The organism is Streptomyces sp. ASQP_92 (assembly GCF_025399895.1).
GTDB lineage: Bacteria > Actinomycetota > Actinomycetes > Streptomycetales > Streptomycetaceae > Streptomyces.
This window is the reverse complement of the sequence record NZ_JAODUA010000028.1, coordinates 35,949-58,488: the sequence shown is the minus strand read 5'-3', so window position 1 is coordinate 58,488 and position 22,540 is coordinate 35,949. Positions and strand designations below refer to the sequence as shown.

General features: G+C 68.6%; 19 protein-coding genes and 2 pseudogenes. 12 read left to right on the top strand and 9 right to left on the bottom strand.

Going from position 1 to position 22,540, the window contains the following annotated elements:
* Positions 1–138 precede the first annotated feature (138 nt).
* Positions 139–507: pseudogene (locus N4G70_RS34055) on the bottom strand (NTP pyrophosphohydrolase).
* A gap of 203 nt (positions 508–710) precedes the next feature.
* Positions 711–1,406 carry a TetR/AcrR family transcriptional regulator gene (locus N4G70_RS34050; RefSeq protein ID WP_261716640.1) on the bottom strand — a complete coding sequence of 232 codons (696 nt, stop codon included), beginning with the start codon at positions 1,404–1,406 and terminating at the stop codon, positions 711–713.
* 125 nt (positions 1,407–1,531) lie between these two features.
* On the opposite strand from N4G70_RS34050, the gene N4G70_RS34045 reads away from it, so the two are divergent.
* From N4G70_RS34045 to N4G70_RS34030, 3 genes are all read left to right on the top strand, one after another.
* Positions 1,532–2,650: an NAD(P)/FAD-dependent oxidoreductase gene (locus N4G70_RS34045; protein WP_261716639.1), complete on the top strand. Its 1,119-nt coding sequence runs from the start codon at positions 1,532–1,534 to the stop codon at positions 2,648–2,650.
* 19 nt (positions 2,651–2,669) lie between these two features.
* Positions 2,670–3,506: a hypothetical protein gene (locus tag N4G70_RS37245; protein ID WP_399037818.1), complete on the top strand. Its 837-nt coding sequence runs from the start codon at positions 2,670–2,672 to the stop codon at positions 3,504–3,506.
* A gap of 379 nt (positions 3,507–3,885) precedes the next feature.
* On the top strand, positions 3,886–4,338 hold the full coding sequence (locus N4G70_RS34030) for an ALF repeat-containing protein (RefSeq protein ID WP_261716638.1): 453 nt from the start codon (positions 3,886–3,888) through the stop codon (positions 4,336–4,338).
* A 609-nt stretch (positions 4,339–4,947) separates the two neighbouring features.
* On the opposite strand, the gene N4G70_RS34025 is transcribed toward N4G70_RS34030, so the two are convergent.
* Both N4G70_RS34025 and N4G70_RS34020 read right to left on the bottom strand, forming a co-directional pair.
* Positions 4,948–5,109, bottom strand: coding sequence for a hydrophobic protein (locus N4G70_RS34025; protein WP_261716637.1), 162 nt, complete (start codon positions 5,107–5,109; stop codon positions 4,948–4,950).
* A 311-nt stretch (positions 5,110–5,420) separates the two neighbouring features.
* Positions 5,421–5,801: a hypothetical protein gene (locus N4G70_RS34020; RefSeq protein ID WP_261716636.1), complete on the bottom strand. Its 381-nt coding sequence runs from the start codon at positions 5,799–5,801 to the stop codon at positions 5,421–5,423.
* Between the two features lie 615 nt (positions 5,802–6,416).
* On the opposite strand from N4G70_RS34020, the gene N4G70_RS34015 reads away from it, so the two are divergent.
* A complete protein-coding gene (locus N4G70_RS34015; RefSeq protein ID WP_315904330.1) occupies positions 6,417–6,779 on the top strand; it encodes a MarR family transcriptional regulator in 363 nt (120 codons plus the stop codon).
* Positions 6,776–8,248 carry an MFS transporter gene (locus N4G70_RS34010; RefSeq protein WP_261716634.1) on the top strand — a complete coding sequence of 491 codons (1,473 nt, stop codon included), beginning with the start codon at positions 6,776–6,778 and terminating at the stop codon, positions 8,246–8,248. Before N4G70_RS34015 ends, N4G70_RS34010 begins: the two co-directional genes overlap by 4 nt.
* 673 nt (positions 8,249–8,921) lie before the next feature.
* On the opposite strand, the gene N4G70_RS37240 is transcribed toward N4G70_RS34010, so the two are convergent.
* Positions 8,922–9,176, bottom strand: coding sequence for a transposase (locus N4G70_RS37240; protein WP_399037813.1), 255 nt, complete (start codon positions 9,174–9,176; stop codon positions 8,922–8,924).
* 12 nt (positions 9,177–9,188) lie between these two features.
* Positions 9,189–9,830 (bottom strand): annotated as a pseudogene (locus N4G70_RS34005) (GDSL-type esterase/lipase family protein); the annotation flags it as partial.
* 245 nt (positions 9,831–10,075) lie between these two features.
* Here N4G70_RS34005 and N4G70_RS37235 point away from each other — a divergent pair.
* The 5 genes from N4G70_RS37235 (at position 10,076) to N4G70_RS33975 (ending at position 13,752) form a co-directional block, all read left to right on the top strand.
* Positions 10,076–10,123 (top strand): hypothetical protein, encoded by a 48-nt coding sequence (locus tag N4G70_RS37235; RefSeq protein WP_399037821.1) that lies wholly within the window; start codon positions 10,076–10,078, stop codon positions 10,121–10,123.
* A gap of 402 nt (positions 10,124–10,525) precedes the next feature.
* Positions 10,526–11,401, top strand: coding sequence for a DUF4190 domain-containing protein (locus N4G70_RS33995; RefSeq protein WP_261716633.1), 876 nt, complete (start codon positions 10,526–10,528; stop codon positions 11,399–11,401).
* 313 nt (positions 11,402–11,714) lie between these two features.
* Complete coding sequence (locus N4G70_RS33990; protein ID WP_261716632.1) at positions 11,715–12,068, top strand: hypothetical protein; 354 nt, start codon at positions 11,715–11,717, stop codon at positions 12,066–12,068.
* Complete coding sequence (locus N4G70_RS33985) at positions 12,065–12,289, top strand: hypothetical protein (RefSeq protein WP_261716631.1); 225 nt, start codon at positions 12,065–12,067, stop codon at positions 12,287–12,289. The genes N4G70_RS33990 and N4G70_RS33985 overlap by 4 nt, the downstream gene beginning before the upstream one ends.
* A gap of 1,025 nt (positions 12,290–13,314) precedes the next feature.
* Entirely contained in the window at positions 13,315–13,752 is a 438-nt protein-coding gene (locus N4G70_RS33975; protein WP_261716630.1) for a nuclear transport factor 2 family protein, read from the top strand.
* Between the two features lie 754 nt (positions 13,753–14,506).
* Here the strand turns inward: N4G70_RS33975 and N4G70_RS33970 are convergent.
* Entirely contained in the window at positions 14,507–17,128 is a 2,622-nt protein-coding gene (locus N4G70_RS33970) for a DNA/RNA non-specific endonuclease (protein WP_261716629.1), read from the bottom strand.
* A 143-nt stretch (positions 17,129–17,271) separates the two neighbouring features.
* On the opposite strand from N4G70_RS33970, the gene N4G70_RS33965 reads away from it, so the two are divergent.
* Positions 17,272–19,101, top strand: coding sequence for a hypothetical protein (locus N4G70_RS33965; RefSeq protein ID WP_261716628.1), 1,830 nt, complete (start codon positions 17,272–17,274; stop codon positions 19,099–19,101).
* Between the two features lie 313 nt (positions 19,102–19,414).
* On the opposite strand, the gene N4G70_RS33960 is transcribed toward N4G70_RS33965, so the two are convergent.
* Positions 19,415–19,723: a hypothetical protein gene (locus tag N4G70_RS33960; RefSeq protein ID WP_261716627.1), complete on the bottom strand. Its 309-nt coding sequence runs from the start codon at positions 19,721–19,723 to the stop codon at positions 19,415–19,417.
* Between the two features lie 282 nt (positions 19,724–20,005).
* Between N4G70_RS33960 and N4G70_RS33955 the strand changes: the two genes are divergently transcribed.
* On the top strand, positions 20,006–20,209 hold the full coding sequence (locus N4G70_RS33955; RefSeq protein ID WP_120726785.1) for a cold-shock protein: 204 nt from the start codon (positions 20,006–20,008) through the stop codon (positions 20,207–20,209).
* A gap of 623 nt (positions 20,210–20,832) precedes the next feature.
* Here the strand turns inward: N4G70_RS33955 and N4G70_RS33950 are convergent.
* Positions 20,833–21,222, bottom strand: coding sequence for a hypothetical protein (locus tag N4G70_RS33950; RefSeq protein WP_261716626.1), 390 nt, complete (start codon positions 21,220–21,222; stop codon positions 20,833–20,835).
* Between the last annotated feature and the right edge of the window lie 1,318 nt (positions 21,223–22,540).

Genomic DNA, 22,540 nt, shown 5'->3' with positions numbered 1-22,540 from the left:
TGTACATCCGCGTTTTGTTCGGCATGGACCCGCTCACCCCGGAGTACGTCGACGCCCTGGTGGACCGCTTGCTGTGATCGCCCCGCGCGGCCAGCACCAGGCGCGGCCGGGCGGCCCTCGGCCGGTCGGAGTCGATGCTCAGACGGGCCGCACCGTCCGAGGGCCGACGCACTCGGCGCCGTACGCCCTGACGCGTTCGCGTAGTTCGCGGCGGTCACGACCGTGCAGGGCCGGTCGGCATGGGCGGCGGCCAGCTCGACCATGAGGTCATCCCCGCTACCGGACGCGGACTCGACCCGCACCCCGGGCACGGACTCGGCGTCCCGGGCCGCTCCCTCGACGACGAGGACGACCTCCTCGTCCGTATGCCGCTCGGCAAGGCGGTCCGCAGCCGCTCGGCCGCGCCCTTCGATCGCGCCACCAGCCACCAGCCACCAGCCACCAGCCACCGGGGACGGATCCGACGACGCTCGCCGCGTCGACGATCAGCACGGGGCGCCCATTCATGACGCCGCCCCACGCCGCTGGGCACGGCATGGCCTGCGGCGATCTGCTTGGCCGGTCACGTGCGGGGAATCTGCCAACTGCTGCCGCACGACGGGTTTCCGCCCGCTGGCCGCTTCCCGTCGCCGGCGGGCCCGACCGCGGTGGGACGCGGGATGTGCCGCACGTCGGCGAGTGGCGTCACGAGGTCTCGTTCCCGCAGATCGTCATGCCGACGGTGACGGCCCGATTTTGGCGGACACCGCGTCGAGGATCCATTCCAGGCCGGTCGCGAAGGATGTCTCGGCGTCCACGTGGGTGCCCTCGTGGACCATTCTGGCCAGCGCCGGGAAGTCGCCCGTGGCCAGCATGCGCGTCAAGTGCGGGCCGGACGCCCGCTGCCAGTCGTCCTTGGACAGACCTGTCGCGCGCTCGGCCCGCAGGTTCGCGATCTCCCGCCTGATCGCGCCGATGTAGTAGGCGCTGACGGTCTCCACCGCGCGCATGGCGGTGTCCACCTCCACGAGGCCGTCGAAGGCGGCAAGCGTGGCCTCGGCGACGGCGAGACCGTTCGGACCCATGGCCGGACGTCCACCGAGCAGATCGGCCAACCACTCGTGACGCAGGGCGGCCCGTCTGGTCCGCTGGGCCAGGAGGCGCAACGTCTCTCGCCAGTCCTCCGGCTGCCCCTTGGGGACGATCTCGGCCTGGACTTCGTTCACCATGAGGTCGAACAGCTCCTCCTTGGAGGAGACGAATCTGTAGAGCCGCATCGGGCCGGCGTCCAGGCGAGCCGCCACCTTGCGCACCGACACGGCTTCGAGGCCCCCCTCGTCGGCCAGTGCCACGGCGGCGGCGACGATTCGCTCCCGGTCGAGCGGCACGGGGCGAGTCGGCGGCTCCGGGCGGTCCCACACAGTCATGCGCACACCGTACGTGGCCGCGCGGTGCACCGTTGCGGCGCGTCGCGCCTGCGGCGACACCCCTGCACCGTGGCAAGCGACGAAGGCTTGCCATACGCCGTATCGCATCAATACAGTGTATCGACATGAGGCACCGCATAGCAGTGATCGGGGGTGGCCCCGCCGGTCTCACCTTCGCCCGCGTCCTGCACCGACACGGCATCCCCGTCGCCCTGTTCGAACGCGACCCCGCCCCCGACGCCCGCCCCGTCGGCGGCACCCTCGACCTCCATGAGGGGATGGGCCAACTCGCCATGGACAAGGCGGGGTTGTTGGCGGAGTTCCACGCGCTGTCCCGTCCCGAGGGGCAGGCCATGCGCATCCTTGACCCGAACGGAACCGTGCTGCGCGACTGGCGGCCCGGCCCCGACGAGCGGGCCAACCCAGAGATCGACCGCGGGCACCTACGCGACCTTCTGCTCGGCCCCCTCGACATCCAGTGGGGGCGGGGAGTGACACGCGTGGTGCCGGGAGGTCGAAGCGGTGCCACAGTGCATTTCGAGGACGGACGACAGGAGGCGTTCGACCTTGTCATCGGCGCGGACGGCGCCTGGTCCCGGACCCGTTCGGCGGTGTCGCCGGTGACCCCGCACTACACCGGCGTCACCGCGATGGAGACCTCCCTCCACGACATCGACAACCGCCACCCCGATCTCGCCTGCTTCGTCGGGGACGGCTCGGTGGCCCTGTACGGCGCGCACCGCTCCCTCGTCGCCCAGCGCAACAGCGGGGGGCACATCAAGGTGTATGCCCGGTTCCGCGCACCGCTCGACTGGCACACGCACTTGGACCCGGCCGACGTCGAGGCCGTGCGGGCGGATCTGCTGGCTCGCTTCGATGGCTGGGCCGCGCCCGCACTCGACCTGCTGCGCCACGGTACGGCCTTCGCCCACCGCCCCGTCCACGTCCTGCCGGTCTGCCACACCTGGACGCACGTCCCCGGGGTGACGCTCCTGGGTGACGCCGCCCATCTCATGCCCCCGCTCGGCGCGGGCGCCAATCTCGCGATGCTGGAAGGCGCCGAACTCGCCGAGGCCATCGCCCTGGGTCCTGACGGTCTCGACGATGCGGTCCGCGCCTTCGAGGAACGGATGTGGGTACGGGCCGGCAAGTGGGCGCGCATCACGACGGCGGGTCTGGAACGACTGGTGAGCGCGGACCCCGCGGAAGCCCTTGCCCTCTTCGACCAGGTCCAGCCCTCCTGACGCGTCGGCGTGCGTCTTGGTGACGCGGGACCAATTCCGCTCCGCGGACCTCACCCGGGTCCGCCATGCCATCGCTGGGAGGCGACCCGGATGGCGCTGTCAGCCGGGCGTGACAGCTCCGCATGGTGCGCGACCCGCCGAGCTGGCCCGCGTGCGGGGGCTGGTCATTCCGCCGGCCTGGTCTGACGTGTGGATCTGCGCCCGGCCCACCGGACACCTCCAGGCTGTGGGCACGGACGCCGCCGGATGCCGCCAGTACCTATATCACCCGCAGTTCCGTGCACAGCAGGAGCAGGCCAAGCGCAGCCATGTGCTCGACGTCGCCGAGGCCCTGCCCAGGGTGCGGGAGACCGCCGAGAGGCATCTGGATGAGCGGGGGCTGACCCGTCCGCGTGTGCTGGCTGCCGCGGTACGGCTGTTGGACCTGGGCTTCTTCCGCATCGGCAGTGACCGCTACGCCGAACTGAACGACAGTTTCGGTCTCACCACGCTGCGGCGCGACCACTCCCGCTGCCGGGCAGGCGCCGTGCTGTTCGCCTATACGGGCAAGCACGGCAGGGAAATCGCGCAGACAGTCGCGGACCCCGGGGTCTGCCGTGACTGCGCAGAGGTACAACGTGTCTTCGCTGGTGGCGTATTGGGTGAGATCGGTGAGCCGCAGCCGGTTCGGGCCGGTGGCGATGAAGTCACGGCGGAGGAGGTCGTCGTGCACCGGCGGGGCGGCCTTCTTGATCCTGTCGCGGTTCTTGCCGAAGGCGCTCCACCAGTTATTGCCCCAGCAGATCCGCCACGCGGTCCGGTCCGCCATGCCGGATCGGCTGGCGGGCAAGCTTCAGGATCCTGCACGAGAGCGTGACGGGGATTCCGTCCGTGGCCAGCTCTTTCACGAGCGGGTAGATCCTTTTACCGGCAGATGCGCCTGCGACAGGTAGGCCGCTGTCCGACGCAGGGGCCAGGGCGGTGATCCGCTCCGTTGTTGTGCGCAGCGCTTCGCCGCGGTAGGGGAGCGCTGCTGTCGAAAGTTGGGGCAGTACGGACATTGCGAAGGAGTTACGCTGCAGCGTCCGATTGAGGCGTCCGGGGGTCCGTATCGCACTCCGTCACGGGCCGGGCAGCGGGCGGGCCGAATTGCTGTCCGGATCCGGCAATGACAGGGCGGGCGGGGAACGCGGATGATCGTCACGTCGCAGCATGAACCTGCACGTTCACATCCCACACTCCTGAAGGAGCACCCCATGCGTTCCACCCGTGCCGTCCTGCTCGTCGCCGCCGCCACCCTGGCACCGGCGCTCGCCATGGCCACTCCGGCATCCGCCGCCAGCTCGGCGGCCGACACGCGTGCGGCCGCGTCGGCGGTGCCCGCAACGCGGACGGGCAGCGCCTCGCAGGACGACGACCGTGTCGCCGTGTTCCGCATCCTCTACCAGGCCCAGCAGCATGGAGACAGAGCCGTCATCCGGGAGGCCGGCAAAGCCCTGGACGCCGACACCCCGGCAGCCCTCCGCGCCTTCATCACCACCGGCTACCGTCTCGCCCAAGCCGAAGACGACCGCGTCGCCATCTCCCGCATCCTGGCCACACCGGGGATCAGTGCCGCCCTCCGCGCCGCATGCAACAAGGCCCTCGACGGTACCCCTGAGGACATGCGGCACTTCCTGGAATCCCGGCAGTTCGCTCTGGCCGGCTGACGGGCCGCCGGCCTCTGGGTCACCGAACATCGTGGGTGAGCGGGGTGCTCACGCACAGGGGCGCGCAGGATAGGTCAAGCGTCGGGCGTACGGGCTGCATTGGCTGATGCTGTGTCAGTATCTGCGTTTGGTTACCCGCTGAATGTCTGCATATCTGCGCGTGGGCGCGGCTGGCGAAGGCCGACACCGAGGGCACCCCGCCCCCGGGTGACAACTACGGCCGCATCGCCGTTCTCCGCTCGTGGGTCGCCACTGCTCGACGCGACGGTCGCTGTTGTGCCGACCCGATGAGGTGCGTGAGGCCGGCATCCGAAGGGTGCTGGCCTCCGCCAGTGCCGGTGAATACTCGGTGGTTGGGGGGTGGGCGAATGTTGGCCGGGTGTCCGCGCCGCTGCTGACGGCTCGTTCGGCCGGGTGGGCCGTGGCGCGGTTTCCTGGAGGCGCGGTTCCCGTGCGCGGATTCCGCGCCACGGCCACGTGAAGCCCGTACCCGTGATCAAGGGTGTGATGAGCCGATCTCCCAACGTGGCTGGACATGCCAACAGGTGGGTGCCCCGCGCTACTTGCGCGGGGCACCCACCTGGTTGGTGATACTGCGGCTGTGCCGGCCTACCAGCGGTACCAGCGGCCGCTTCCTCCCTTGGGACGGGCGACGAACCCGATCAGCCAGACGACGAGCACGATGACGGCGATCCACCACAGGGCCTTCAGCGCGAAGCCCGCGCCGAAGAGGATCAGTGCCAGGAGAAGAACGAGAAGCAGGGGAACCATAGTTATCAACCTCCGAGCCATCGAATGCCCCCATCGATCCGACCGACACTGCCTCGAGGCCTGTGTTTATAAGCTTCTTGTCCGGGAAATCGCTTCGCTCCCCTATGTGAGTGTGGCGGTCCCGAACCGGTCATCTCGCGGTTCGGGCCGCCACACGCAGGGTTCGGTGCCGACGTATGTCTGCGCCGCCAGGCGGCGGTGGGCGGTCGTGCGGGGGCGGGGTGGTGCCGCTCCGGACCGGGTCGGCCTCGGGCAGACCGTGGCCGGTGCGGTCGGCCGGCCGCCGGTAGAGCGGGTGGAGTGCGTCGTCGTCAATTGATGGCAACCCTGGGCCAGATCGCGGGGGAGCGGTCAGACAGTGGGGGCAGCGGGTCGATGCAGATGTGGTGGGCGGCGGGTTCAGGAGCTGGACGGCCCATGAGGATATCGGAGGGGCACGTGCAGGCGCCGCCTTCGGTCTCCCAGCTGGTCTCGGGTTGCCGGCTGTTGAGGATCTCGTGTTCGGCGGCGACCTCGTTGGCCATCAGCACGCCTGCGGTCAGGACGCTGCCGGGGATGGCGGCGGTGTTAGTCAGGCGTGCGGCGGCGGGTCGGTTTCGGGCGGGATCACGAGCAGGTCCCAGCGGCCCCGGGTTACGGGCAGCTGAGCAGTGATTCATGGGGTCTGATCTGGTCTTTTGTGTGGTGGACATGTCCGTGACGGATTCCGCCCCCACGGAATCCGGGTCTGATGTTGCCGCCGCGCAGCCGGGCCCCAGCCGAAGGTGCCGCCTCGGGGGACGACGCTCCGCCCGACTCGCCAGGTCTTGCCGGCCTGCTCCCGGACCGTGGGGTTGATCCGGTTGAAGAAGTTGGTCATCGCGATCTCCAGGGTGATCGAGTCCATCTGCTCCTCGCTGAAGTGGTCGGCGGCGTCCCGGATCTCTTCGGTGACGCCCGGTTCGCCGTCCTGGAGCCGGGTGGCGGCCTCGGTCAGGGCGGGGGCCGCCCGCTCATCCGGGTCGCGTTCGGCGACGTGCCAGGCGACCGAGTCGACGCCGGGGCGGGCATAGCGCTCGAGGGACTCGCCGAGGGGAGGGCGACGGCGCCGACCGGCTGCTGGGCCTGGCGCTGACCCGGATCCGGCGGGCCGGCCTGCCCACGGGGCGCCCCGTCCGCGCCCAGTTGAACACTTACATAAACCATGAATATAAAAATGTTATGCTTCGGGCATGGGTCATCAAGACACCGCTCCAGATGCGTTCGCCGCCATCGGGGCAGCCCTCTACGGCCTGGCGACCAGGGCCGCGAGACGCCTGCCCCGGGATATGAGCCTGACGTCCGCCGCCACTCTGGCCACCCTGGACCGGAGCGGCCCGCGGCGCATCACCGATCTGGCCGCGGTCCAGGGCGTCACCCAGCCCGCGATGACCGCCCTGGTCCGGGTGATGGAGGAGTCCGGCCTGGTCGAGCGGCGGGGCGATGCGTCCGACAAGCGGGTCACGCTGGTGTGCCTGACCGAGGCCGGCGCCTCCTATGTCCGGACGCGGCGCCAGGCGGGCGTCCACGCGTTCGAGCGGTTGATCGGCGAGCTCACCGGCGACGAGGTCGAGGCGCTGGTGGCGGCCCTTCCGGCGCTGAAGCATCTGGCGGAGCTCGAAAGCCAGGAACGCGAAGGGCCGAGGCGGTGACCGAGCAGCCGGTCGGCGGGGTCGAGGTGAAGGCGTTACCGGTGGCGCGTTCGGAGGCGCGGCTGCTGGTCCCTGCCCTGATGTTCATCGCTCTGGTCGTGGCGGCGGTCGCCAGCGTGGGGGCACCGCTCATCACCAGCGTGGCGACCTCGTTCCACGTCTCGCTCGACAGCGCGCAGTGGACGCTGACTGTCGCGCTGCTCAGCGGCGCCGTCGCCACGCCGGTCCTGGGCCGGCTCGGAGCCGGTCCACACCGACGAGCCACGATCCTCGCCACGCTGGCGGTCGTCGTCGCCGGCAGCGCGCTCACCGTGCTACCGCTGCCGTTCGGATGGCTGCTGGCCGGCAGGGCGGCCCAGGGCGTCGGGCTCGGCCTGACACCGCTGATGATGGGCGTGGCCCGTGATCACCTCCCCGAGGAGCGCAGCGCGGCCGCGATCGCCCTGATCTCGGTGGTCTCCATCATCGGGGCCGGCGTCGGCTACCCGCTGGCCGCATTGGTCGCCGACCTCGGCGGGGTACGGGCCGCCTATGGCCTCGGCCTGGTCGTCACCGCCGCCGCCCTCCTGACCGCGTGGCGCTCCATGCCCGAAGCTCCCGAAGGCCGCTCCGCCCACGTGGACGTGGCAGGCGCACTCGTCCTGGCCGCCGCGCTGCTCCTGGTGCTGTTCCTCGTCGGCGAACGGACTCTCTGGAGTCAACACCTCGCCGTGGCAGTGGGCCTCGCCGTCGTCGCGGTGGTGCTGCTCTGCGTATGGGCCGTCATCGAAATGCGCAGCACGACGCCCCTGGTCGATGTGCGGGCGGTGCGGCACCCGGCGGTCGCCGGAGCGAACCTCGCCATGTTCGTCGGCGGAGTCGGCATGTATCTCCTGCTCACGCTCATCACCCGGTACGCGCAGACGCCGCACAGTGCCGGCTACGGCTTCGGGTTGACCACCTTCGTCGCCGGGCTGGTCCTCATCCCGTTCTCCGCGCTGGGGTACGTCGCGGGCAAGCTCACGCCGCGGGCCCGGACGCGGATCGCCGATCCCCTGCTCCTGGCCGGCAGCGCCGTCGTGGTCGGCTGCGGGTTCGCCCTGTTCGCGGCGGCCCGGTCGGACCTGGCCGAACTGTTCGTGGCGATGGGCGTGCTCGGCTTCGGCGTCGGCAGCTTCACGGCCGCCATGCCCGGCGTCATCCTGGCCGTCACGCCCAGGAGCGAGACGTCGAGCGCCATGAGCTTCAACTACGTCGTCCGCAGCGTCGGATACTCCCTGGGCAGCGCCATCGGCGGCCTGATCCTCGCCACGGACACCGGTCCCGGCCACCTCTTCCCCGACGACAATGCCTACACCACGGCGGCGCTGGTCGGCATCGCCGCGATGGCGATCACGGCCCTGACCAGCCTCGCCCTCGCCCGCCGCACACCCGCGACCAACCCGATCGAGGAACCGGCAGGAGGTACGAGTCATACCACTGCGCCGTGATCGGCCCTCAACGCCGAGCCTTTGCCAACGCCTCCGCCGGAAGCCGCGCTGTCGGTGCCGGTGTCCGTTGGCAGGCACGTGAGCGCTGCCCGTCCCGAGGGGCTGGACGCAACCGTGTTGGCCGACGGGCACTTCGGCACCGGGCAGTTCGGCACCGGGCAGTTCGGCACTGGGCAGATGGCATGCCGACCACCGGATGCACTCGGGGAAAACGTGATTACCCGCTGCTCACAGTTCCAGTCCCACACCGCGAGGAACCCCGAGGGCGAGTAGAGCCGGTCGCTCGGCGAGAAGGCGCCGCCACCGCGTGCCGGTCTCCTTCTGCCCGGCTGCGAGTTGTTCTGTCAAGCACCGCTGTGTGCGGGTCGACCGATCGCCACGACAGCCCTGGTGTGGCGCCGCGAGGAAACGGCAACGTCGAGGGTCGCGGGCCACGTCACGTCGAAGGATGGGCTGTTCGGGCCGTGCGCATTGTTGACGGTGATGCCGGGGCCGTCGGCGTCTCGTCCTCGAAGGCGGTCCTACCCTTGCCGCGGGCGGCGTATCTCCCATCGATCACCAACGGTGACGATCTCTGAGCCGATCGCGGAGCGCGATCGATCCAGGTCACCGGGACCCGCGTTGGCCCAGCATCAGGTGGTGGGGTTTGCCTCGGACACGGGACCGGTCCGCTTCATTCGGTGAATCGCCGGTGCGCGGTCGGCCCGTACGGGCCGAAGTCCGGCGGTGGTTGGCGCCAGGTGCAACCCATCGTGGCCACGAAGACGATGGCCGCCGACACCTGTCGATCCCCGTGTCGGTGCCTACCACCGCGTTGGGGCAGCGTACTGGAGCAGCCGGGACCGCCGTCAGGGCAACTCCCACGGCCCGTCCGGTTCGAGACGCTCCGCCATCGCCATCGCAGCCACCCGCTGAGTGACCGAGACAATTGCGGCGAACTCTAAGTCGCGATGGCGAAGGGCCCGTTGTTCCCGAAGACGCGCATGGCGAAGTTCTCGCCGATGCGGCGGTGTCCTTCGGGGCTGGGGTGGACCGCGTCCGGTAGGGGGAACTCGTCGTAGTCGCTTTCGCCGTACAGGTCGAGTCCGTCGAGGTAGTGGAGGTTTGGGTCTTCGAGGGACCGCTGCTTGACGGTCTCGGCGAGAGCGTCGCGGACGATCGTGAGTGTCAGCCGTCCGGCGGCAGTTTCGGCCGGATCGCCGGTGGCCCTGAACTTCAGGTTTCCACCGGAGAGGTCCGGCATGAGGGGGCCGGGGGTGTTCTCGTGGGTTGGACACAAGATGGGGGAGACAAGAAGCAAGGGGGTTGTGGGATGGCCCTCGCGAATGGTGTCGAGGAAGCCGTGGATGGCGGGGACGAAGGCGCGCAGGCGCATGGCGTCGCCGTTGACGACGTTGAGGCCGAGCTTGAGGCTGATCAGGTCTGCGGGGGTGTCACGCATCGCGCGGGCGGTGAACGGGTCGACCAGTGCGCTGCCGCCGAACCCGAGGTTGATCAGCTCCACATCGCCTGCGGAAGCGGCCAGGGCGGGCCAAACGGTGCTGGGGGAGGCGGCGTTGGATCCGTGACTGATGGAACTGCCCTCTGCGTCGGATAGCCCCGTCGTTGTTGTAGGCAGGGGCATCGGGAGGTCCTACGGGCTGGCCGTGTCTGTCTGTGACCCGGGTCGGGGTAGAGGCCAATGCGGAAAGGGGGCTTGGACCATGATCGTGGTCCAAGCCCCCTTTCCTGTCGGAGCGGGCCCGCTGGCCCACGGGTCGGCCGGCCAGCGGTGGACGCTGGCCCGGATTAAGACGCTGATCGGCCGTATTCCACGTCTCGTACACCGTGGAGGGCACGTGGCAGCTGCTGCGGGGGCACGGCTGGTCCTGGTAGCAGCCCGCCCGCCGCGCGCCCGAGCGCAGTGACGACGCGGTGGAGACGTCGGCCGGGGCCCAGCGCCTCGCTCACCAACGACGGTGGCGCCAGCCCTCAATGGGCATGGCGGCGCAGGAGACGCCGTCAGCCGGCCGTACCCGCTCGGCGGCCGCGCACTCGTTCCCGGTAACTCCGCGGCCTGGACGCTGCCGTCCAACTGGTGAAGAGGCAGTATTTCGGGCGTGCGCCGCGTTCGAGCAGATTCCGTAAAGGCCGACTTGATCACGGGCAAGCAAGGCCTACGAGTACGCGTTCCAGATCACCGACGCCACGAGCCGTCCGGCTCACCGAGCGTTGCGCTGATTCGTTGGGCGCTTTCTCTCAATATGGCCGCATCATGGTGGTGAGGAGTGATCCACGATGGCAGATCTGAACGAACCGGAGCGGCCCCCGGACCAAGACAAGGGAGCGCCGCCTCCGCCTCCGCCCCCGGGTGCTTCCGGTGGGAGCGCCCCGAATCCGTCAGGCCCGTGGAGGCCGGTTTCGACGGCGCCGCGAAACGGCCTGGGAATCGCGGCCCTGATCCTGGGCATCATCGGTCTCATCTCCGGGATCACCCCCATTCTGTTCTGGATGGCGGGCATCTTGGGCATCGTGGCCCTGGTCCTCGGGATCATCGGCGCGCGCCGCGCGAAACAGGGCTACGCCACCAACCGACGGATGTCGATCGCCGGCGCCACCCTCGGGGGCCTCGCCATCGTGATGTCGATCATCGGGATCGTGATCGTCGCCGACGTCTTCAACGACGTCTCCAAGGAGATCGGCCCGACCAAGACAGCTGCTCCCGCTACCCCAGCCCCGAGCACAACCACCTCGCCGGGGACTACGACACCCAGCAGCGGGACACTTCCGTTCAGTGCTACGCAGCGCTACAAAGACGGCCTCCAGGTGCAAGTATCCCCACCCCGTCCGTTCACCCCCTCCGATAGCGCTGCCGGCTACACACCTGGCGACAAAGCCGTTGCCGTCGATGTCACCGTGACCAACGGATCCGACAACAGGGCCAGTCTCGACCTCGTCTCGGTTCAAGCCAAGGACGCCGACGGACGCTCCGCTGAGACGATCTTCGACAGCGCCCAAGGCATCAACGGGCTGACCGGCACCGTGCTGCCCGGCAAGAAGTCGGTCGCTACGTTCGTATTCGACCTGCCCAAGAGCGCCTCCAGCAGCCTCGACGTGGAAGTGCGCCCCGGCTTCGACTATGAGTCAGCTGTATGGAGCGGGTCCAGTTCCTGATACCGGGACGCAGATCGCCCAACTGCCGAAGCCTCGAACGGGCCTTTTTTGCCCGGCGCACGCAGGTTTGGTTCAAGGTCTCCACTGGGTCCGTGAGTTCGCCGCCGGCCACAGCCAGCCGCAACGTCGTGATCTGGCACTTTCACCTCAGACGACGGCAATTCGCCATTCGGCGTCACTGTTGAGGTGGGCATCCGCTCGCAGCCGGTCCGGGGACGCCCTCGCCCGCGCGGCGCCCGGCTTTCGGGACCAGGCCGACAAACACGCAGGCCGACGAACACGCCGGCCGGCTCGCCTTCGATGGCAACGAGTTGTGGACCAGCTTCGGCCCGACCACCTGCAGGCTTACCGGGTCGCCGCCCACGTCCAGCTCAGCGAAGGCGCGGACGCCGTGGCCGTCGCAGCGGACATCACCGGCGCCGCTTTCGCTGACCTTCCGCGCGAGCGCCGCGCCCACCTGCTCGCCGACGGCGCCATCGGTGAGAAGCAGGCCGGCCTGCGTACCGAAGCGGTCACCACGCTCCTCAAAGCGGCGGCACAGGCCCCCGAGGAGCTCCTGTGCCGCCCCAAGACCGAGCAACTCGTCGAGGATCTGCGCCTGTTGGGTGCCGAGCTTGCCGAGGGGCGCTCGCGCGCACTTACTGATCGTTGTGGACTGCCCCCGTGACCACACGCACCCTGTACTTCATCGCCTGCGCTGCCCGGCTCGCCCGACGCCTCCACGTACCCGTCCGCGCCGCCCAGGCGGCGGGCTGGGACGCATGCGAGTGGGTCGACTGGTACTGCCACCGCCGACTCCACGGTGAAATAGGGCACGTCTTACTCGCCGAATACGAGACCACGTACTACCGCAGAACCACGAAACCCCAGATCACAGTCACGCCCTAGAGTCTCGATCAAACCCGGAACGGTTCAAGCGAAGGGGCCCCGATTGGGTTCCACAAGGGGATGCGATGTCTGCGCCTGTGTTGAGCGGGGGCGTTCGCTGGGCGAGGTGTCAGTCCGTCTCGCTGACGCCGTGCTTTGCCCACGCGAGGTTGTCCGCGGCCAGCGATGGCCCCCCGGTTGCGGTCGCCGGCGTCATTCCGGTGAACGCCACAACGTCCCGGTGCAGGTGGGACTGGTCGACATAGCCTCCCTCCGCCGCGACCCGGGCCCTCGCCCGCGGCCAGGCGATGGATGGCATGGTCGAAGCGGACCAGCCTCGCGGCGCGCTTGGGGGGAGGGCCGATCTGCGACCCGAACCGGGACCACAGGCGGCTCCACCCGACCTCGGCCGCCAACTCCTCGACCCGGCCCCGGCCGTGGCTGACGGTAATCCGGTCCCAGGCCCAGGCCACCTTCGGGTCCACGGACGGTCCCGTCTCCGCCCGGCTGGCGAGCGACGCCTCCACCAGGACGAAACGCTCCTGCCACGAGGTGGCATCACCGAGTTGCTCCCGGATCCGTGCCGCGTCCCGGCCCCACACGTCATCGAGGGCGACCACGACACCGACCAGCTGCGATGGGCCGGTGCCCAGCACGGTGCGTGTGACCACCGGGGACAGGCGCACCTCCAGGCACATGACCTTCTCGCCCCGCATACGCGCTGCGCCGGTCACCAGCCCGGTAACGAAACTTCCCCGCGGGTGCCGGCCACCGGCGTCGGCCACGACGAGCGAGCCCTTGCCGAACGCGACCACCAGCGTGATGGCGGGGTACGGGAACAACCGCCCCTCGCCCGCCCGCGCTTCGATTGCAGAACCCGGCGATGCGGACGTCGGGTGTCCGGCCGGGACTCGGCGGCCTCGCGACGTCCTACCCGGCTGCGGCCGCATGCTGGTGTGCGGTGGAACGCATGGCTGCATGCTAGGGGTGGCCGATCGGAGCATTTGTCCAAGACTCCGGTAGGCGGTAGCGGCGACCGTGGGTTCATGAACTTCAGCATCATCGAAGTCGCCTTCCAGGCGCTCGCCAGCAACGACCCCGACCGGATCTCCGCGGTCTTCACCGAGGACGCCGAGTGGCTGTCGCCTCCGGCGAACGCCACTGTCGTCGCGCTCAAGTTGATCGACCACACCCTCACAGTGACCAACCACATGGTGGGCAGGAAGGCGATCGTGCGCTTCTGGGCCGAGGACTTCCCCCGCCTGTTCGTCGGTGACCTCGACGTCACGTTCCACACGTCCCATGCCGACGGCGTGCAAGGGATCGTGGAGGCGACCGTGACGGCGACGCTCGCCAACGGCAACCACTACATCAACGACTACTGTTTCGTCTTCGAGTTCCGGGACGGGCTGATCCACCGGGTTCGCGAATACACGGACACAGCGCGCGGGCACCGCATGACCTTCGGCAGCGTTCCACAGTAGCGATTCCCGCCCTGGCCGCGGCCTGCTCGGCCTTCGACGAACAGGACGGCTGAGGCGGCGAACTAACCCCGACGGACCTGGCGCCCGACCAGCGGACCGCGCACCGCCGGCACCCACCACGCTGAGTGACCAGTAACGGCCAGATATTCCCCACCAACTGGCCACTGACAGCTCGGCTGAAGTGCCTGTAGGGCCGGGAAGTTGGGAGAAGCATCGGCGGTGCCGATCCACGCTCCTGCTGGAGGGGCCCGCCGGTGCTTCCCGATGCGACGCTACCCGCCTCACTCACAAGCCTGATGGAGAACCTGAAGGGTGGCTTCACCACTCCCTCGTTCCGCACGTTCCGCGCACTGGTGGCGGGGCGCTCGCGCAGCCGTGCGGGCGGCCCGCGGCTTCGCCGCGTCGAAGCCGCACGGAGTCTCACTCACCGCGTCTCCTACTCGCGGCGCCGCAGTACGGGGAGGTCCATTCCCCTGAACAAACAGCACGGGGCGTGCCGGGGGCGAGGTTTGTTCAGGGTGAACGAATGCCCCCTACGGCGGCCGGCTTGGGCAAGCCCCCCAGGAGGGGGGCTTGCCCAAGCCGGGTAGCCGGGCCCGGATCGCCCGGGCCTCGCGGGTGTGTGGGCTTCATCAGCCACTGTGGATGCCGACACGTCGGCCACCAGATGGTCCCGGGTCAGCACACGCGTTCGGGTCGCAGGGCTTCCTCCATTGTGACGTCAGAGGAGGATAGACCTATTGGGCAGTGGCGATCAGGGTGTCTGCCCTGTGGGCACTGCCTTGCCCATATAGACCCACAGCCCGAGGTTGCGCCATACCTTAGTCCTTGGGTCGAATATGCGGTTGTCGAGTTTCCTTTCGATCACAAGGCCGCCTGGGCGTCCGTCCGGGTACATGCCGACCGCAAAAAGTTCAATCTTTGCGGGTACGGTACGGCGTCCTGAGTAGACGGGTGTCACCGTGTATCGCACGACCTGACCGTCTTTCACGGCTGCTTTCGCTTTCGATTCGAGTTTCTCCATGTCGTTGGCGAATCCCTCCTCGCCCTTGACCTGATAGTTGGCGGCCCGGCTGCACGTCACCAGATTGTCCAAGTCTGTTCCGGAGCCGGAGAGCTGTCTGCCGAGCAGGTGACAGTTGTTGATCCTCATGGATGGGTTGAGGCCCAGGTAGCGGGCGGTAAGCCCTGCCCAGTTGTAGCCTGGCGGCCTGATCGCAGGCGTGGTGTCGGTGCCCTTGTGGTTGTCGAGATAGGTCTTGTCGAGGCAGGCGTTCATAGCAGTGGCTCGATTGCCGTTCGCTGCGTCGCGCTTACCCAGATCGACCCAGCCCTGACCGTCACGCCGGCAGTCGGCCCGTTCGGGCTTGTGCCCCGTGAAATCGTCGGCCAAGTCCTTGGTGTTCTTGTCCAGCAGCGCCCTTGCCTGGATCACGACGTTGCGGGCCGTGACGACCTCACTGCGGAATTTGGGCAGACCGACCGCGACCGTCTTGACGGCCTTCTCCAGCTTGTCCGCCTTGCGGAAGACCGTGATGACAGTGCTGAAGTTGGCCACGGTCAGTAGGCACGGCGCTATCTTGTCCTTTCCGGACGCGGTGAGGCACTTTTCGATGTCTTTCACGCCGATGAGGTCAAGCAAGATGCCCGCGCTGTTGTGCTCGAGCCAGTCGGTGAGGTCCGCGTCGGCCAGGAGGCTGGCCTGGCGGTATTCCTGAACGTACGCTTCGCCCCGCAACTCGCGCAGGATGTCTTCGTCTCGCAGGTCTTGGAGGGCCTGGGACGGACCGCCCTGGTACCGCCACGTAGCTCCGCTGCCCCGCTCGAAGACGGCTGTGCGGTCGGGGGAGAGCCCGTACACGTGCTTGTCGCTGACTGCGAAGGTCGCTCCGGGGCTGCCGATGTCGCTCCATTGGCCGGGGCTGTCGTTGTACTTGTAGATCTTGTGGGTGTCGGGGTTCGTGGCGAAGAGTCCCGCGCCGCCGGCATAGAGCTGGTCGGCAGGGCCGCCGATCTCGGTCCACGTGGTGCCCTGCCCGCTCCACTCGAAGACGGCGGTGTGGTCGGAGGAGAGGCGGTAGACGTGATCGCCGGTCACTTCCAGGTCTGAGGACGACTCACCAATCCGGGTCCAGCGATCGGGTTCGCCGTCATAGCGGTAGACCATGCCGGTGTCGGGGTTGAGAGCGAAGACCCCAGCCCGGCCGGCATGCACGGTCTCGGCCGGTCCACCGATCCTCGTCCAGCGAGTCTTGTCCTCGTGCTTCCACACGCTGCTGTGATCAGGCGCGAGGGCGTACAGGTCGCCCTTGGCTGTGACCGACAGCTCGGGACCAACTGTCTCCGGCACGCCGTGCAGTTCGTCGTCGGGAGTCGCTGCATCAGGCAGGGGCGCTTGCTCAGCTGGCTCGTCTGGTGCCTGCCGGGGTGTGGCGGGAGGCGGGACGGGTACCTCAGTCGCAGGCAGAGCCGGGGTCTCCGGCGCGCCGAGTGCGGTCCAGTCGGTGCCGTGGCCGGTCCACTGGTGGACAGCGCTCTGTTCGGGGCTGAGGCCGTAGAGGTGGACGCTGCCGACGGCAAAGGACCTGCCCGCTTCGCCGACTTGGGCCCAACCATCGGGCTGCCCGTTGTACTTGTAGATGTTGTGGGTGTCGGGGTTGGTGGCGAAGAGGCCTGCGCCGCCGGCGTAGAGGTCCTGGGCGGGTCCGCCGACCTTGACCCAGTCGGTGCCCTGCCCGCTCCATTCGTAGACGGCGTCACGTTCGGGGTTGAGGCCGTAGAGGTGGTCGCCGGTGACGGCGAACTCCGCGCCAGGATTGCCGGTCTCGCGGTTGGTGGCGAAGAGGCCCGCGCCGCCGGCGTAGAGGTCTTGGGCGGGTCCGCCGATGCGGGTCCAGTCGGTGCCGGTGCCGTTCCATTCGTAGACGGCGTCACGTTCGGGGTTCAGGCCGTAGATGTGGTCGCCGGTGACGGCGAACTCCGCGCCAGGATTGCCGATCTCGGCCCACTGGTCGGGTGCGCCGTTGTACTTGTAGATCTTGTGGGTGTCGCGGTTGGTGGCGAAGAGGCCTGCGCCGCCGGCGTACAGGTCCTCGGCAGGTCCGCCGACCTTGACCCAGTCGGTGCCGTGCCCGCTCCACTGGTAGACGGCGCTGTGGTCGGCGGCGAGCGCGAACACCTGGTCGTCGCCGGTGGCGGCCACGGACGCCAGAGGTATCGGTGCGGTGGGGGTGTCCGTGGCCGCCGCGGGCACGGTGGACATCAGGCCCGCCGTCACGGCGCCGGCGACCATGAGGCTGATGCGCTTGACGAACGCGGGCTGCTTGCCTCTACGGGGCCGGGATGGGGGGCGGCTGCGGGACAGGAGACGGATCACGGGATGCTCCAGGGTTTGTCTGGGAAGTGCTGGAGTCCCACGATGTGACCTGGTCTGATTGTCCATCAACAACGCTCTGGCGTGTCCGCAGGTCGAGGGGTGCGGACGGCGGACAACGCGGACAACCACGGGGGGATTTCGGGGTGGTGAAGGCAGGCCGTCCGCAAGGCGGACCCAAGGGGCAGAGCGAGCAGGCCAACGCGTTGGCGCTGTTCGTGCGGACGCTGACGAAGGACTTCACGGTCCGGGAGCTGGCCGAGCGATACAAGATCAGCAAGACGAGCTGGGGTGAATACCGTTCCGGCACCAAGCTGATCCATCTGCACTTACTCAAGCGCCTGGTCCAGGACTTGGTACGCGATGAACGCACCCGCATCCAGCGCTGGGAAGACGCTCAACGCCTCCATGCCGCGGCAGTTGCCGCGCAACAGCCCGTGCCCCCGGTGGACGATGCGGCATCCGGCCTGGGCGTGCCGCCTGGGGAAGCGGTGGAGCAGGCGACGGCGACCTTGCGGGACACCGAGCGACTCGTCCACCTACTCCTCGGCATCATCGCCGGTCTTCAGAGGCAACTCGCCCCCACCGAGGGCTCATCGTTCGCCAGCGCCGGTGTGCCGTCAGGCCGGGCGGGTCAGACGCCGGCGGCGGCACGGGACCTGGAGGAAGCCGAAAACCGGCTGCTACAGGTCCGTCTCGTACAGAGCGCGGTGACCCGCGTACGCGACGAAGCAGCTTCCTACGACACCGGATCCGCGGCTACGTCACCGACTCCCGCGGATCCGGCCGGGGCGGAAGAAGAGGCCGCGGCGCTGCCGGCCCGCTACACGGCTACTTCCCGTGAGGCAGCCGCGATCCTTCTCGTTTCCCGCGCCGCACTGGTGGAGCAGCACAACGCCGTCCGGCAGCTCAGCGCCAGGTCGGTACAACAGGGCACGGCGCTCTACTTTCAGTCCGCGTCCCCGAACACCCCGGCTCTCCCCGCCCCACCCCGCACCGGTTCTCTCCGCGCAGGCGGTCCACGCCGTTCCTGGCAACGCATGCTGGTCATAGTGACCGCGCTGGCGCTCACCGCGGTCGTCTCCGGGGCCACGGTCTTCACCGTGCTCGCCCTGCGCCACGAGCAGCCCCCGGCAAGCGGCCCGGTGAACAGCCCCGCACCTGTGGCCACCACTCCTTCCACGGCACCGGCCCGCACCCCAAGCCTGAGCCCGTCGCTCTCACCTTCGCCGTCGGCAGACCCGTCGGACTCCATACCCAGCGCGTCTCCCGCCGGCACCCCTGCCTCCGCGGCGGTGCCGAAGGACTACATCGGGGCCTGGGAAGGCGAGTTCACCGAGCCCGGCGAACGGTCCCCCTCCCTGCGCCGCATCGTCCTGCGCGCAGGCACCGTGGGAACCGCGGCGGCCAACGTACTGACGCTGTCCCGGAATTCTCTGTGCCAGAGCCAGGGAACAGTCAGTTCCGCAGGCGCACTGCTCGTCATCACACCGGGAACGGCCACCGCCCCCTCCACGGGCCCCTGCGCCCCGACCGGTGACATCGTCCTGCGGGGCAGGGACGCCGACACCATCACCTGGAAGTCGCAAGGCATCACCACCACCTTGCGCCGCGCCACCTCCAGCGACCGTGCCGTGCCCGCGCAATTCCTTGGCACCTGGCGGGCACAGGACGGCAACGACCCGACCTCTTCCGTTCGCATGACCATTGTGCAGGGGCCCCTCGGCCAGGCCAGAGCGGAATTCTCTTGGGACGGAGATGCCCACCATTGCAAGGGCGTCTCCATCCTCGCCTTCACCGGTAATGGGCTGAAGTTCGGCCCCGAAGCGGTCACCGCATCCGAGCCCGCCGGGTTCTGCACCCAGACACCGAGCCGCATCATGTCCGAGCCGCGCAACAACACAATGCACGTCGAATGGTTCACTCCCCCCGACGGCGCCCAACCCCGGGCCTTCACGTTCCGCCCGACAGGCTGACCAGTCTTGTGCGTGCGCCACGGAAACGCACGACAAGCAGCCCCCTCGGTCCGTTGTCCGCGTTGTCCACCGCTCCACACCATTTGAACTCAAGGAGATCCGAGCTACGGCCGAAGCCTTCCTCCGCGCGGTGCTCGCGGACCTGTGCGGGCTCGATCCGGAGCCCGGGGAGATCCCGGGAGATGGCGAACCTCAAGCAGCGGCTGAAGATCGCGTCCCCGCTACGACGACCCCGTGTACGACAACTGCGCCCTGATGAGCAGGGCCCACGCCGGCCTTTGCGGGAGGAAGGCGGGAAGGATGGCGCTGGGAGTCAGTTGTCCTTGACGGTGCCCTGCTCGGTCTCGCTGCTGCACTTGTCGTAGGAGCTTGGGAATCCGTGTTGGATGACCAAACGGTAGGAGGTGGGAAAGAAGGTGCAGCCTTGGCTGTTCCATTGGATCGCGCCAAGGGTCCAAAGGATCATCGCGATGAGTGCGATCCAGCCGCCGACGCTTTGCGGCGTCCGCGACCTGCCAGGACCATCGCCGCTCTCAGGGTGGAGGGGCCGCCCCTCCTTGGGAGGTCGCCAAGGGTGCTTGCTGTCCCGCGGGCGCCAGCCGCCCTCGCCGTTGTTCGCCATCTACCGATTGTTGATGGCCAGAAGCCCGTACGCCATAGGCAGGAGCCCACCAGTCCCAGCCACGTTGAGTGGGCGGCCGAGCTCTGCACACGGACACGTGCCCGTTTCCTGTGTGACAGCGTGTGCGGGCGGGTAGCGTCTGTGTCAGATGTCGTGGTTCGGATTTCCCCTTTGCCCACGCCTAGGTGTGGGCATTTTGCTGTGCTGTGCCGCAGGAACCAGGGCGACCACCTCCGTCTTTCACGCGGTGTGGGAGGCGTACTCGACTGGAAGGCATCAGATATGGCTACGGGAACTGTGAAGTGGTTCAACGCGGAGAAGGGCTTCGGCTTCATCGCCCAGGACGGGGGTGGCCCGGACGTCTTCGCCCACTACTCCGCGATCAACTCCTCGGGCTTCCGTGAGCTCCAGGAGGGCCAGATGGTGACGTTCGACGTCACGCAGGGACAGAAGGGCCCGCAGGCCGAGAACATCAGCGTGGCCTGACCTCCCTCACCGCGTCCGGTCCACGCCGTCGTGATCTCGTGACGTCAGCGGGGCGGGGCTGTCCAGCTGTGACTGCACAGCCCCGCCCCGCTCACATGGCGCACCGTGCGCTGCTCGTGAGGGAAGGGCCCTGGTGAGCTGGGGTGCGGTTCAGGCGGTTCGGTGCCGCCCTGTGACGCTCGAACTCTTCACGATGAGGCGTATGAAGAAGAACTGTCCGGGATGCCAGGTGCTGCGGGAGAGGGCTGCGAGGCCGCGTGCTGATCTGGGTGAGCTGCTGGTGCAGACCGCCTTGCATGAGAGGTCCCCGCAGTGCAGGGACATCAAGCCGGCCGCGAAGAGCGCGGACCGCACGTAGCATGCCCGGGCCCGGGACAGGATCCGGCTCTGACGTACAGCCCAGACACCGGCACGGCCGCCAAGCCGGGACGGCGGGGTCGCTGCCAACGACCCGGCGCGGTGCCCACAGCGTCACGGCACGGAGACCGAGGGAACACTCTCTGACATCTCCGGGAGATCTGAAACATGAGCCTCGGTGACCTCCGCCGCTGATGGTGAGCTGGAGCTCCCAGCTACCCGTAACCAGCGCTTCAGGGGCGCGGGCATCCCTGAAGGCTGCGCGGTCAGCGTCGGCCGCCGCCGATGCGGCGGTCGTCGGCCAGTGCGGTCAGCGGGCCGAACTCGCGGGCAAGCTGGGCCCACGTCAGCACCTCGCCACAGCGGTCCGGGAACTCCTTCGGGTTGAACTCGGGCATGGTCCAGGTGCCAGTGCCCCGGTCCCGCAGCCACAGGTCCCCGTCACCGTCGACCACAGTCGGCGGGACCGGTACGGGCTCGGCCTGATCGGTGGGATCCCAGGTGAGTCGGCCCGGGTGGGAAACGCGGCGCAGCTCGGTGGTGGCCAGCCGCGCAACCAAGTCACGGGCGGACTCTTCGGCGCCCTTGACCGACTCGAGCCGGAATGCGTCGTCAAGTACGGGCAGGGCTGGATTCTTGCTGCGCTTTGAACTCATACGCTGACTACCTCCGGTGGGGGGCGTCACATCCGTTATGGCACCCCGTAGAGGAACACGGTATCCGAGGCGGGAGCCGGGCCGGCTACGACCACTGTCCAGGTGGAGGCGCTGGCACACCGGGCGGCGGGGCTGGGTGGTGAGCTGGTCCTGGACGTGGCGCAACCCGTGGTGGCAGCGTTCAGGTATGGCGGTCCGGGGCTGAGAAGGGGGCGGCAGCCGTTGGCGAGCGGACGTCGGGCGGCGGCTCCTCCATTGAGGTCTCGTGACCGTCGGGCAACACTCAGACCTGCCCCCATCGGCCGTACTTGCCCGCGCAGACCCTGGTGAGACGGTCTGCGCCACCATCCACTGGACTGTGCTGCATGTCGAGGCAGCGGGTGCGGGTCTGCCAAACGTTCGGTGCAACCCGCCAGTAACCCCAACTGCCGGGTTGCACCGAACGTTTGGCAGACCCGCAGGATGCACGGCACTGGGCGTGGAGACGTCGAACTCAGCAGGGCCGCGAGCGTCACGCGGGCCGCTTGCACGGTCCTCAGCCGTGCCGGCGAGGGTTGTCTTGCCGATCTCCTGCACGCTCATGCTGTGCGGCGCCGGACGTCAGGGCGCCTGGGGCTACCTCGATCCCGAGACCGGAGCGACGTACGACAACGAGCCCGACCCCGCCTTTCGCGCCTGGCTGGACGCTGAAGACGACGATCTGCCGGTCGGGATACACGGCGACGATCCGGCCGCCTGCCAGCGTCACGGACGCGGAGGAGGCAGCGAGCGTCAAGCCCTACGGCTACGCAGGCTCCCTGCACGATGCCGAATACGACCACCTGATCAGCCTGGAACTGGGCGGGGACCCCGACGCCCTCCGCAACCTCTGGCTGGAGCCGCCCTCTCCCGGCCATAAAGCCGGCGCAGGCCCCAACAACCCCAAAGACAGCGTCGAATCCAAACTCCACATAGCCATCTGTTCCGGCAAGGCGCAGCTCGCCGCGGCACAGAACGTGAGCGTGAGGGACTGGACAACCGCACTGGCAACCCTCGGTCTCACCTAGAGCGCCGCACGTGACAATCCCTGGGCGCGGGTTCAGTGGCCGAACAGCGGGACCTGGGTGAGGCAGACTGTCGTCGACCTGGCGATGGCACGCTCGAAGTCGCTCACGAGACGGCGACTTCGTAGCAGGTGGGCGAAGAACCGTTCTACGATCCACGGCTTGGCCCGCATTACGAAGCCTCGCCTGTCGTCGCAGGGAACACCGACTACTCGATCGCCGGCTCCTACCAGTACCGGGGCTGGAATTACGTTTATGGCTTGCCCGGCGGACCG

What these genes read in the sequence shown, in the direction of transcription:
- N4G70_RS34050 (WP_261716640.1), bottom strand. Translation starts at nt 1,406, where the DNA reads ATGACTGTGTGGGACCGCCCGGAGCCGCCGACTCGCCCCGTGCCGCTC.
- N4G70_RS34030 (WP_261716638.1), top strand. Translation starts at nt 3,886, where the DNA reads ATGCGTTCCACCCGTGCCGTCCTGCTCGTCGCCGCCGCCACCCTGGCA.
- N4G70_RS34015 (WP_315904330.1), top strand. Translation starts at nt 6,417, where the DNA reads ATGAGCCTGACGTCCGCCGCCACTCTGGCCACCCTGGACCGGAGCGGC.
- N4G70_RS33995 (WP_261716633.1), top strand. Translation starts at nt 10,526, where the DNA reads ATGGCAGATCTGAACGAACCGGAGCGGCCCCCGGACCAAGACAAGGGA.
- N4G70_RS33955 (WP_120726785.1), top strand. Translation starts at nt 20,006, where the DNA reads ATGGCTACGGGAACTGTGAAGTGGTTCAACGCGGAGAAGGGCTTCGGC.
- N4G70_RS34025 (WP_261716637.1), bottom strand. Translation starts at nt 5,109, where the DNA reads ATGGTTCCCCTGCTTCTCGTTCTTCTCCTGGCACTGATCCTCTTCGGC.
- N4G70_RS34020 (WP_261716636.1), bottom strand. Translation starts at nt 5,801, where the DNA reads ATGTCCACCACACAAAAGACCAGATCAGACCCCATGAATCACTGCTCA.
- N4G70_RS33960 (WP_261716627.1), bottom strand. Translation starts at nt 19,723, where the DNA reads ATGGCGAACAACGGCGAGGGCGGCTGGCGCCCGCGGGACAGCAAGCAC.
- N4G70_RS33950 (WP_261716626.1), bottom strand. Translation starts at nt 21,222, where the DNA reads ATGAGTTCAAAGCGCAGCAAGAATCCAGCCCTGCCCGTACTTGACGAC.
- N4G70_RS34045 (WP_261716639.1), top strand. Translation starts at nt 1,532, where the DNA reads ATGAGGCACCGCATAGCAGTGATCGGGGGTGGCCCCGCCGGTCTCACC.
- N4G70_RS33975 (WP_261716630.1), top strand. Translation starts at nt 13,315, where the DNA reads ATGAACTTCAGCATCATCGAAGTCGCCTTCCAGGCGCTCGCCAGCAAC.